The 13,737-nt window shown below is 45.0% G+C and carries 4 protein-coding genes and 1 pseudogene; 3 read left to right on the top strand and 2 right to left on the bottom strand.

Features of this window, described 5'->3' with window-relative positions; genetic code table 11:
• Window positions 1-107: 107 nt before the first annotated feature.
• The 3 genes and pseudogenes from ARA78_RS04235 to ARA78_RS04225 all read left to right on the top strand — a co-directional run.
• Window positions 108-8,411, top strand: coding sequence for a leucine-rich repeat protein (locus ARA78_RS04235; RefSeq protein ID WP_156329372.1), 8,304 nt, complete (start codon window positions 108-110; stop codon window positions 8,409-8,411).
• Window positions 8,412-8,567: 156 nt separating this feature from the next.
• The gene (locus ARA78_RS04230) at window positions 8,568-10,709 is read left to right on the top strand and encodes an ATP-dependent helicase (RefSeq protein WP_055280039.1); all 2,142 of its coding nucleotides are present in this window, start codon (window positions 8,568-8,570) and stop codon (window positions 10,707-10,709) included.
• Window positions 10,710-11,175: 466 nt separating this feature from the next.
• Window positions 11,176-11,898 (top strand): annotated as a pseudogene (locus ARA78_RS04225) (hypothetical protein); the annotation flags it as partial.
• Window positions 11,899-12,460: 562 nt separating this feature from the next.
• Here the strand turns inward: ARA78_RS04225 and ARA78_RS14190 are convergent.
• A complete protein-coding gene (locus ARA78_RS14190; RefSeq protein ID WP_242849653.1) occupies window positions 12,461-13,093 on the bottom strand; it encodes a transposase in 633 nt (210 codons plus the stop codon).
• A 110-nt stretch (window positions 13,094-13,203) separates the two neighbouring features.
• Window positions 13,204-13,635: an IS110 family transposase gene (locus ARA78_RS14185; RefSeq protein WP_242849652.1), complete on the bottom strand. Its 432-nt coding sequence runs from the start codon at window positions 13,633-13,635 to the stop codon at window positions 13,204-13,206.
• Between the last annotated feature and the right edge of the window lie 102 nt (window positions 13,636-13,737).

Below are 13,737 nucleotides of genomic sequence, written 5' to 3'. Positions count from 1 at the left end.
AAATGGTTAAAGTGGCAAAAATCTACATATTTGCAAGACTTTTTCTGTTATTGTGCACAATTATAACAGGAAAGTCTGCATAACAATTAATTAAGGGAGGGTAATTGATGAGGAAGAGAAGGCTACGAGGAGGTATAACGGCCTTGTCGGTGCTTGCTGCTATTGGCATGGCATCGGGAATAACGGCATTTGCGGCGGATGACACACAGTCTGAAGCTGTGGATACGGGAAAGGGACTGGAGTATGTATATGAGTCGTCAGGCTCTACACCATCAGGTGTCACGCTCAACGGCAATTCGGTAATCATAAAGCAGTCGCCGAATTCCACTGACAGCGAGCAGTTATTCAATATTTACAATGACAAAGACAGGGATGGAATCCTTGATGAGGGCGAGGAAGCTTTCACATTGGATGGAAGCACGGACATACAATATGGCAATATATATGGAATCTATCATGGTAAGGGCAGTTCGCCGATCTCCATAACCATAGACGGTGCTGAACTGCCTGCTGTATATGGAGCATTTGAGAGCACTGTTGAGACTCCGGAGAACATGACTGCGGTAACTATCAGTGTGAAGGGCGACGCGGCAGTTGAAAGTCTGTATGGACTTTTCAGGACATATTGTACAGGTGGCGTACTGATAGACACGGAAGAGTCCGTGACAATAAAGTCGCTCTATGGTCTAAGATCTTCGACCATGGATGGAGACATCACGGAGAATATCAATTACAACTGTGATGGCAACACATTTGTCACACTGGCTACAGATGGATATTACACAGGAAAGGCTTATACGATAAATGGCGATGCAGTGTTCAATATGAACGGTGCCGGCATCAGTTCCGTGTATATTGTGCAGAACGGAGCTGTGCTCAGCAAGACACTGACGGCCAAGGTGACTGACTCCAAGGTAGACAATCTGTGCGGAGTTTCCCAGAGCGCAAAGGTTGATGGTGACGTGAGCCTTACATTTGACGGAATATCAGCCGTAAAGGATGGAAGCAGTGCCAGTGTATATGGTGCGTCAAGTGCGGCTATCCTTGGAAATCTGGACCTTAAGCTGAAAAGCCAGTCTGGATCAGAGATGTCTGTGTATGGCACCAATAATACAAATATAAAGGGAAATGTAAATGTCAGCGTTGATGGCTCAGGAGCAAAGTTCAACACCATATATGGAATGTATGGCGGTATGCTGGGCGGAAGGGCTGATATAGATATAAAGAACTGCGCTGCCGGTTACACAACATGTGGCATGAATTCGGTTTCGTTCAGTCAGACTCAGCCGGAGGAAGAAGGAACATATACGTATACTGTGAACATGGAGAATATCACTGGTGCCAGCGGCAGGGTATATGGAATTTCAAATTGTTCCGGTATCACTTCTGCCAGCGTTGTAATGAAGGCTGTGGCAACAACAGATACATTAAATGGCATGTATCTGAGCACAGGTGTAAAAGGTGATATAAAGGCAGAACTTTACAACTGTAATGCAGCCTATGTAAATGCTCTGGAGCTGTCAAATGTGACGGTAAATGGTTCTGTAGATGCCATAGTTTCGGGCTGCAGCATTACGAGATCTCTGAATGTAGAGCAGGGCGGAAGCATCAGTAAGGATCTTAACATAAGCGTCAGCAACGTTATCAGCAGTTCAGCACGGTTTGTATATGGCGGTAGCTGTCTGGGAAATATGACGGTCAATGTGGATGGCATGAATGATGAATCCATAGTAGACGAAAATGGTGATCCGCTTGTGAACTCGTATGAATACGCGGGCAGCGACATGTTTACCATGATGGGCAACTTTGCACTGGCAGGGGAACTCAAGGCGGATATAGCAAAGATACATTTTGCAAAATGTGGACTCGCCGGAGGTGATTACAGTTGCGGAAATATCGGAACAAAGGTTGACATAACGTTGTCAGACAGCAGTATAAATGGACTGGCGGGAAATAATATTTTCTATCTGGCAAATGAGAGCTATTCCGGTTCAACCGAGAATACAGTTCCTGTTGATATAAAGATCAACAACACAGATTTTACAAATGCAGACGGAATAAGCTTCCAGATGTATATAGGTAATAACAAGGATGCAAAAGTTACATTTGATGACAAGTGCAGTATGCCGGAGAAGTATTATATGGCTCCAAGCATGAATACCACCGGCTCATCTGTCATAACCTATGGACAGAATATATATTATGGCGGACAGAATCTTGTGATAGACAAGGATGTAACTGCTGACAATATTTACTTTGGTAACTTCACAGAGAACGGAAGCCAGGGCAATGCCGTGATCGTTATCAACAAGGGGGTAACGTTAACTGCAAAAGAGGGTATATATGCAGCAGGCGGTTCAAATATACTCCACAGTGGAATCCTCAAGGGAACATTTAAGGCGACTGATGGGTATCTGCCAAATATATTCTCAAAGGGGGGCGTAATAGAGGACTCGGCTGTAGGGAATGTTGCAAATGTAAATTATTCATTAGATGTTGTGTCCAACGAGAAGGCCGCAACGTACACCATGACAGGCAAGACGTCACAGTATATTGATCCTGATGGTACATATGTCAAGGGCGGCGCAGATGTCAAGATAACACCGACAGTGAACAAGGGATATATACTTGACAAGGTGACCTTCAGAGGTCAGAGCGACACAGCGGAAAATTCAGCGGTTGAAGCAAATGGCGTGTACACGTTCAGCATGCCGAACGAGCCTTGTACAGTGACGATCGCAACGACAGGAAAGCAGATCGTGGTATCCAAGACAACTGTTGATCCATCGGCACTGCTTGGAAAAGAATACACAGCAGCTTCACCTCTCTATGACATGGCAGATCTTGTCATATCAAACGACGCAAGAGAGGGCGAGGTTACATACGAGATCGACGAGACAAATGGTCTTCCTGAGGGACTCACATTGACCGATGGCAAGATCGTCGGAACGGCAAGAAAGCTTTATGAAGACGGAAAAAATGTCATAGTCCATGTGACAGGAAGAAACGGTTCAAAGGCACAGCTCTCATTGAACGTGATTGTCTCAAATGAGGAGAAGAAACAGGACAACCAGGATGGCCGAATCGTAGTTGATGAGGATGAGAAGACTATATGTCTCAACGGAACATCGGTGGTCATCCAGGCAAAGGACGACACAGATACAGAGATATACGTGGACGACAATCAGGATGGACAGGCAGATGGCAAGACACCTCTGTACACCGGAGATCTGTCGGAGTACACGATAACAGGTGTCGAGGACAACGCCATAAGACGAAGCATCAGGATCACCATGACGGGGGGAAATGTAAAAGCAATATACGGTGCAAAGGATTCAGAGCTTTCATATGAAGGCGGCGATGCGGTGAGTATAAATATCCGTGGTGGTAAGGCAGCAACTATGTATGTTCTGTCGAATTCAACCGTGGATGGAACCATCGCATATGAGATCGCAAAGAACACTGTAGATAAGGGTGGATTTGCAGCGGATACAACATCAAAATATACCGGTGCATTCATGAGAAACAGCAAGGATATCGTAACTATCAGAGGAACCTATGTTGTGAATAAGAAGCTCACGGCAACGGCTCTGATAATCTATGACAGTGCGGCAGTTGATGTAAATGCTCCGGTTGAGGTAACTGATTATGTGTCACTGAACGAGAGATCATCCGCAGTATTTAACGATACGCTGACCGCTGACCGGCTTGGTTATTCAAAGTATGCCAAGGCAGTTGTGAATGGAGATACGAAGCTTGCGGCTCTCAATATGACACAGTATGACACGACACTCACAATAGGCGAGGATGCGCTGTTTGATGTGGGCAAGGTCAACATGACATCAGGCTGGGCAAGAGTATATCAAAAGGGTACGCTCAAGTGTCCTTCAGACCAGTTCAGCAACACAGGTGTGTGGGTGGCAGCAGGAAAATTTGCAGATGATATAGATGCCAGCGGCTGGACAGGAGTGTATTACAGCTATGCAGGCGCCACAACAAACATGGACAACACATCAGCAAAATTGGCTGCACAGTCATATGTAGTTGAATATGAGAATGTCAAATATGTTGCCTGCAAACAGGCGATCACAGTTAGCTATACCGATGTGCCGGGTTACACAGCCTATGTGTCGGCAAATGGCGGCGAGCCGGTACAGGGAAGCAACGGAAGTGCAAAAGTGAAAGGCCCGGATTCATCTATGTCTATTGTAGTGGATTATGTGGCAGACCAGATAGACATCAGTAAGGAATACGCAGATCCGATTCTGGCGGCGGAGACCAAGTACACAGCGGATTCACCAGCGTACGATCTCACGATCCTCAAGGTTACAGGAGATACCACAAAGGATTATGGAACTGACATGCAGTACAGACTGAAGAGCGGTTCGACACTTCCATCAGGACTTGTGCTTGAGTCGGGTAAGATAATAGGAACAGCCAAGAATGCAGGTGAAAGCACAGTAACATTTGTCATAACAGGACGAAATGGAACATCGGTTGATTTCCCAGTGGTATTCAAGGTACTGCCGGCAGGCACGGAGATACCTGATATCAACAAGCTTGGTGTATCTGTGAACACAGAGGATAAGATCATTGATCTCGGTGGAAATTCGGCAGTGATAATAGTTGATCCATCGGACAGCAGCAAGAGCTCAGTATATCTGGATGCTGATCACAACGGAGTGGCAGACGACAACAGACCACTCAGAATAGACGGAGAGGTTACATATGATCTGTCAGGCTACAGCATATCAGGCTATACGGACACAGCAAATAAATACACTGGTGACATATCGGTGACACTCAGAAGCGGAAATGTCGGCAATATATGTGCTGCGGGTTCAACTGACAGCAAGGCAGACCGAGTGACGATAGATGGAAATGTAACCATGACGATCATGAGCGGTTATGTGTCAGGCACTGTAGCTGCGGCAGGAAACGCTGATGTCAAGACAGTGACCTTCACGGCAGAGGACGGAAGAGCAGGAAGCGTGGTATACGGTGCGTACAATACAAATGCGGAGAAGGTAGACTTCACATTTGCAAAGTCTGCACAGATGTACACACCGGAATCAACCAAGTCTGAGAATATGTATGTTACATCAGGTGGATCAGTATCAGGTGATGTGGATGTAAGAGTTGGTATAACTGATCATTACAATACATTTATATACGGTGCGGATTATATGAACAAGCGCTCATACTTCAATGGAGTGTCGGGAACAGTCGTATCCGGAAATGTAAACTGTGTGGTTGATGGAAGATGGTGCGCTGAGAAGTGCAACAACTTTGTCCAGCAGTCAAATGTGAAGGGAGATCTGTATGCCGAGATAAAGTCAGGAGAACTCAGAAAAAATGACGTCAACAATGAGCATAGCAAGGCATTGGTATTTAACTATGGTCACAGCATTGGAAATATATACGTCAAGGCAGGAACAGAGGGCGCTGTCACAGGTGACTTTGTACTTGCGGCAGGCGGTAAGGTTGGCAAGGTAGAGTATGTAGACGAGAATGCAAAGTCCACAGCTACTGTAAAGGGCACCGCTGACAATTACCAGGTTGAGAGTCTGGGTTCACTGTATATGTCTCTCGCCGGCAAATTAACTATAGGCGGAGACTACACACTTGACAGAGAGGTGGAGGTAAAACAGCTTGAGATCCTCAAGGATTCAAAGCTGACCATCGCCGATGGCGCAGTTCTTACAAATACATCGACAGCGACAGTTACCGGTGATGTTGAGAACCTTGGCACATGGAATGTGGACGGCGCTCTGACTATGACAGGATCACTGGTCAACAGAGGTGCATGGAATCTGAAAGGAAATGTTCAGGCTTCAGCAACAGTAGATAACTACGGAGAGATCACAGCCACAAATAGTGAGAGACTCACGCTGAATACAAGTGCAAAGCTCATCAACAGAGCAGATGCACAGTGGACATTTGGCAACCTCACAAACAGTGCAATGATCGTAAACTATGGTAATATGAAGCAGCTAGCAAATACGTCAAGCCTTGGAAGCGGAAGCATACTTACCACAGTGATCCCGGATATGGTGTACGCACTGAAAAATTACAGCGTCATTTTCTACAAGCTTGATGTGGATTATCCTGCATATTGCTTCAAGGATGGCGATGCAAAGATAGAGAAGAGTTCATCGGCAACAAGATGTCAGAAGAAGTCAGGTGTTGACGGTGACGATGCACTCTATATACAGGGTGGCAAGTCGTTCTACATCACAATAGACGGTGAGCCGATAGATGGAATGGCGGTGGATTCAGTTGTATTTGGACCGGATGACACAGCCATGACTACAAGTAACAACCGTCTCTGGAGCGGCGTCATGACATATGAGCCGGCAACAGTTACGGTAAATATGGCAAAGCAGGAGGCCGTAAATATAACTCTTGCAAAGACAGAGGATACAGTTAAGGCGCAGGTTGGAAAGACTACCACAAAGGATGAGCCTTTATATGATCTGACAGCCATAGAGATTCAGAATGATGAAGCTGTGGACAACGGATATGTGTCATACTCCCTTGCAAAGGGACAGACACTTCCGGCAGGACTTGTGATATACGATGGAAAGGTATATGGAACGCCGAAGACTGCAAGTGCTGAGGCACAGACAGTCAAGTTCACGGTGAGAGGACAGAATCAGACAGTGGCTGAGTTCACACTGATCATATCCAGCGTGGAGAAGGGAATACCTTCATTTACTGCCGGAAAGGCGGGCGACGCATATGCCGGCAAGACCCTTGCGGATGTGGAGCTTCCAACATCGGCAGCAGGAAAGTACATGTGGGCAGATGGAACACAGCAGGTAGGCAAGGCCGGAACAAGCGAGACTTACGATGCATACTTTGTTCCAGACGACACAGCAAACTATGACTGGAGCAAGATCGATGCAGCAGAGGGAACATATGAGAAACTGGAAGACGGAAGTGTGAGAATTGCAGTGAAGCTTTCAGTGTATGTGAGAAAGCAGGATCCTGTATTTACAGTTCCGGAGAATGTCACAGCTACATACGGAGACACTGTTGGCAAGATACTCCTGCCTGAGACAGCAGGTGGAATGTTCATCTGGGAGAATGCAGATGAATCTGTGGGAGAGGTTGGAACAAAGACTTTCCTTGCAACATTTGTACCTGAAGATGAGGATGTATACGAGAGAGCAGAGCATGTGGAGATAACTGTTCAGATTCTTCCTGCAAATGCAGTATTTACTCAGGCGATAGATTCACTGAGTGCTAAGGAGAATATGACTCTTGCAGACATAGAGCTTCCAGAGCGCGAGGATGGAGTATACACATGGTATACAGACAGAACGACAAAGGTTGAGGATGGCAATACATACAAGCTTTGCTTCAAGCCTGCAGACACAGTAAATTATGACTGGACATCAGTTACAGGATGGAACAGGGCTTACAATGGAGTTGTATTCAATGTAAAGATCACCATCGAGAAAGAGCCGGAGCAGCATGTACACGATTACGGCAATAAGTACAAGAGCGACAGCAGATCTCACTGGTATCAGTGCTTATGTGGAGAGAAGTCAGGCCTGGCAAATCACACATGGGACAAGGGCGCGATAACGACCAAGCCTACAGACACAGCGGCAGGTAAGAAGACATTTACCTGTACCAAGTGTGGGTACAAGCGTTATGAGTCAGTAGCTGCTCTTGGAATAGACATAGGAAATTCCAAGAACAATGTGGTCGTAAGCGGTATAGAAAAGAATGGATATACATACACAGGATCATCTATCACTGTTAAATCGCTTGCGCTGAGGAGAGGCAAAACAACACTGAAGAATGGTGTGGATTACACCGTACAGTACAAGAACAACAAGAATATCGGTACAGCGACAGTAAAGATCACTGGTAAGGGTAATTACAGAGGCTCCGTCAGCAAGACATTTGCTATCAAGGCTGGCAAGGGCAAGATATATAAAGTTGCGCAGAAGGGCGTGCCTGGCTATCTGAAATATAAGGTGACAAATGCCGCTTCAAATGGCAAGGGAACAGTGACACTTGTTGGAAGTACAAGCAAGAAGAGCGACAAGAAGTTCAAGTCACTCACGGTTGCATCCAGTGTCAAGATCGGTGGAGTGAACTTCAATGTTACGGCTGTAGGAGCGAAAGCATTTACAGGACGCAAATATCTCACCACGGTTGTGATCGGAGGAAACGTTAAGACCATAGGCGGTGCAGCATTCAGCAAGTGTGGAAAGCTTGGAAAAGTTACCATAAAGTCTACAAGGATAACGACTATCGGTAAGAATGCTTTCCAGGGTGTCAAGAGCAATGTGAAGATATATCTTCCTAAGAAGAAATATGACGCATATGCAAAGAAGCTCAAGGCGAAGGGAATGAACACTCCTAAGAAAGCGGTATACAAAAAGTCAAAATAAATGAAATGCGTTGATGTGTTGGCGGGACAGTCACAGGTTATGTGGCTGTCCTGTTTTTTATGTGAAGATCGTTCTGGTGTAGAACCATGAGTGTAGTGACAGGAAAGATATAATCTGCTATACTGAACATATGTTTGCGAATATATGGAGGACTGTATGGATAATTTTATAGATGAACTGAATGAACAGCAAAAGGAGGCAGTGACCACCACAGAAGGGTATGTGCGCATAATTGCGGGAGCGGGAACCGGCAAGACAAAGGCGCTCACATACAGGTATGCGTATCTGGTGGATGAGCTTGGAATATCCACATCGAATATACTGTGTGTCACATTTACAAATAAAGCGGCGAGGGAGATGAGCAAGCGTATCAGACAGATGATCGGGGACAGTGATACGGGATACATCTGCACATTTCACGGCTTCTGTGTGAAGCTTCTGAGGGAGGATATCCATGCCATCAATTATCCCCAGAACTTTGTGGTGATGGACAGCGAGGACACGGAGGATATACTCAAAACGGTGTACGAGAATGCCCATATACAGTCGAGAACATATACATTTGACATGGCGAGGGATCACATATCGGCGATGAAGAACGAGATGCAGCACATTGCATATCTGGCGGACATAAGCAACGACAGACTGCTGGCGGATTATGAGAAGGCTTCAGACATACCTGAAAAAGTATTTCTGGGATACCTGTACGAACAGAAGAAGGTGTATGGACTTGACTATGATGATCTCATAACCATTGCGCTCCACATCCTCAGAACCGATGCGGAGAAATGCCGCAAATGGCAGGAACGCATGATGTATGTCATGGTGGACGAGTTTCAGGATGTCAGCGGTAACCAGTATGCGCTGGCGGAGATACTCAGCGGTTATCACAGGAATCTGTTCATCGTGGGCGATCCGGATCAGACTATATATACGTGGCGCGGGGCAAGGATAGAGTACATACTGGAATTCGACAAGAACCATGAGAATACACAGACCATATTCCTCGACACGAATTATCGTTCAACTCCTGACATACTGGCGGTGTCCAACTCACTGATCGAGAAGAACAGGAACAGACTGCCCCACAGGCTTGTGGCTGTGAAGCCGTCTGAGGCACGCCCTCTGTACGTACATTCCAGAACCACCGGGGATGAAGCCCAGTGGGTGACAAACGAGATAAAAAGACTGGTTGAGGCGGGCACAAAGTACAGTGATATAGCCGTTTTGTACAGGTCACATTTCGTGTCGAGAAGCATAGAGGAAGCATTTATCAAGACAAAGATCCCGTATATCCTCTACAGCGGAACGGAGTTCTACAAACGCAAGGAGATAAAGGATGTGCTGGCATATCTCAGGATGGTGGCATACGCGGATGATCTGTCATTCCGCAGGGTGATAAATGAACCAAAGCGGAACTTTGGCAAAAAGAGAATGTCGATGCTGAAGTCGTACTGTGAGACTCACAGATGCTCACTGTACAGCGGTCTTCAGGATCTTCTGGAGGAGAAGACTGTTAAGTCGACAGGTGCTTCAGCCTTTGTCGATATCATAGAAAATTTCAGGAAGACATACAAGGAGAAAAGTCTGTCTGATCTTGTGACGGAGCTCATGGCCGCCACGGGCTACGAGGCGATGCTCAGACAGGCGGGCGAACAGGAAAGGCTGGACAACCTGGCAGAGCTGAAGCAGTCGATAGACGAATATGAGAAGACCTCCGGTGAGGAGAATACGCTGGAGGAATATCTGCAGAGCATAGCTCTCTACACGAACAATGACAGGGAGAAGGACAAGGATTCTGTGACGATGATGACCATACACACCGCAAAGGGTCTGGAGTTCCCATATGTGTTCGTGTGCGGTGTAAATGAAGGCATATTCCCAAGCAAGCACGTGGACACTGAGGCGATGCTCGAGGAGGAACGACGCATGGCATACGTGGCATGTACCAGAGCGGAGCGCGGTCTGTACATCAGCGATGCCGAGGGGCTGAACTACGATGATTCTTTCAGATACCCGTCCCGGTTCATCTTCAACATAGACCGGGAAGCCATCGATTACGTGAACGAGCTTCCGCAGCGCCTTGTCGACGACACCAAGAGCTACATAGCCGCAAATGAAAGCCGCTATATGCCGCTGGACACCGAGCTAAAGCCCGGCGACCGGGTGAGACATAAGGTGTTCGGCGAGGGCACTATAACCGGTATCAGGGGAGATATAGGGTGCTATGTGGTTAAGTTTGATAGGGTGGAGACGGAGAGGAACTTGAAGATTGGGACGGGACTGGAGCGAGTGTGATGGTATTGGATTAGACATAGAGTTGTGAAAGCCTGTATAAACAGGGTTGATGAAAGCGTGGGCCGGCAGTGGACGATGGAGGCGTCTGTTGCCGGCCTTTTATGTGGGGCGAAGGTGGATGGGGGGATTAAGGAGATTGGCTTGTGTGGAGAAAATTGGACATTGATAGGTGTAGAATTATGTAATTATGGGAGTAAAATGAAAAATTAAACCTGTACTTTGACAACTGAAAATGGCTAAAAAAGTCTAATTTACTTTTGCAATGGCTTTCTGGCAGACGTGATATAGTTAAGATATCGATTACTATCTGCTAGGAAGGAGCAGATATGGCTTATTACAAAAAAGAAGGACAGATGGACCGTATGCAGCAAGCTGTACCATCAGTGTCTTCGTGATATGGCTTATTACAAAAAAGAAGGACAGATGGACCTGTCTGACAGGATTGCGATAGAAACTGGAATTAGCATATATTTATAGTGCAAGGCATGCTGATGCATCTGTTACACGAAGACGGAGTGAAAGCAGACGAGGGATTCGTATTTCTGATAAAAAGAAATCTGAAATGGATGAATTGATTACCAGACTTGTTAAAAAGGGACAGCCTCTTACGCATATATATGCTGAGCATGAAAGTGAAATGCCGGTATGTTTGCGAACTCTCTATAACTACATAGATGATGGTGAATTGACAATAAAAAACATAGACTTACGTAGAAAAACCAGGTATAAGAGACGAGGAAAAGGTCATCAACCATCTCTTGGATTTGCAAATATGGAGTTTCGTCAAGGCAGAACTTACACTGATTTTGAGTATGCGATGAAAGTCAAGTATACAGAAGATGAAGTGGTAGAAATGGATACTGTAAAAGGTGTGAGAGAACAAGGGAAAAGACTTCTTACTATGATATTCAGGAAGAACAATGTAATGCTACTTTTTCTTATGCCAGATGGGAAAGCAGAATCTGTAAAAAGGGTGTTTGACTATCTTGAGGCAGGACTTGGAATAGAAGTATTTCGGAGATTATTTCCGGTTATATTGACCGACAATGGCAGTGAATTCAAGAAAGTGGATGAGTTAGAGCATACAACAGATGATGAAGATTTTCACGAGCTAATGAGGCTATTAAAAATGCACCTCATCCCACCCGATGAAGTGCATTTGATGCCAGACTTATTTGTTGAAAAGTAACTAAAAGACTTAAATGCAGGTAGTAATCGATTTGTCAATAGGTGTTATCAGACGGGTCGTGTTTACTTTTGCATAAGAATTAGCCAGCCGTCTGTTTGCTATACAATTTTTGATATACCCGCAGTATAGAATATGCTAGTTATAGCATCTTTTTAGAAAGAAGGCACGACAATATAAGTCGAAATTGGAGTCAAAAATCGATTTTGTGTAATCAGACGATATTTCAGTTGAGTTTTAGTTTTTCATTCAAGGATGTAGTTATGGGATGTAGGAATAGGAGGGGATAGAAGAAGGTAAAGATATGGTAAATAAATAGCTATTTTGATGAAAAACATAAAATGTATGCCTAATAAAACTATGCATAGAAAAACGAATGATATATAATAAAAAGTAATATAATGTTTGATAATAAAAAATTAAGAGATAAGAGACCAGCTATGAAAAGTCAATCATAAATTAGCAGAAAATTTCTTTTTCATATCGGTGGTAAAAAAGGGGAACTTTAATAGAGCTCCCTTAGGGGTGCTTTTTCAAAATCTATTGATATTGGTATACAGACCTCTTATTCGAGGTTAAATTCTACTTCGTCAGTGAGCATCTTCCAGATGACTCTGACAAGCTTGCCGGCACAGTGCCCAAGTGCATTGTAGTGAGACCGGCCTTCAGCCCTCTTGGCATCGTAATAAGCCTTGAAGGTTGCGTTGTTCCTAACAACGTTCCAAGCTACATTTACAAGGGCATATCGTAAAACACGAGAGCCACGTTTGGACATCCTTGTTGTCTTAGCCTGAAAGTTACCAGACTGATAAACAGAAGGATCCAGACCAGCAAAAGCAAGCAGCTTGTTTGGATTGGAGAAACGGTGAATATCGCCTATTTCACCAAGGATCATTCCACCATTGATATAACCGATACCAGGAATGGTCATGATGACAGAATCATTGAATTTCATGGTATCCGTCATCTCAGCTTCAATCTTATCTAATTGGCTATCCAGTAACTCGATTTGTTGAATGGTTTGAGTTATCTGAATAGATATAGCGCTGTAGTTAGCACCGACAGACTTCTGTGCGAGAATTCTTAATTCCTTGGCCTGCTCTTTAGTAAAGTGTCCGTGCGAGTTCACTTTGAGCAGATTTGCCAGATGAGTCATATGCATGGAAGTAATCCCCTTTGGAGAAGGTGCTTCTTTCAAAAGAGCATAGACAGCATTCTGATGCAGACCGGATTAAAAAAAGTATTGGATTTCCGGGAAAACCTGATCAACATAGGTTGTCAGTTGGATTTTCAAACTGGTGCGTTGCTTTATGGTTTTCTGACGAAAACGCCCCAAGGCCTTAAGATCAGATCCATCATATCGAGGTCATAGAAACCGATGAATCTGAGGTCATCCTGCATCATAAGAGTTTTAGCAATCACATATGTGTCGACCTTGTCTGTCTTAGTTTTGCGAATGTTGTTTTTACGCATCTGACAGGTTTTGATGGGGTTCAACACACACACTTGGTAAAACTCAGCAACAAGGTATCGAACAAGGTTGTCACCGTAGTGTGCCGTTGACGGGGGACCGATGATGATGCTGTTCTTGTCGAATGATTCGAGCTTAGAGACCTGCAGTTGGAAGCCATCAGCGTCGTTTGTGAATTTGAACGGCTCAAGAATTATTTCACCGCCTTGAGAAATCGCAGCGGCGAAATGGTTGGGTTTGGCAATATCAATGCCTACATAAATTTTCATGAGGTTGTACCTCCCTTTCCTAAAGTCTGATACCATGATGTCCACCATCGATTATCATCGTAGACTTGATAGAAATAAGTACTCTGAGTGAAAAACACTCCG

The organism is Coprococcus eutactus, assembly GCF_001404675.1.
Lineage (GTDB): Bacteria > Bacillota > Clostridia > Lachnospirales > Lachnospiraceae > Coprococcus > Coprococcus aceti.
The sequence above is the reverse complement of the archived record's forward strand: the minus strand, read 5'-3'. Positions and strand labels throughout refer to the sequence as shown.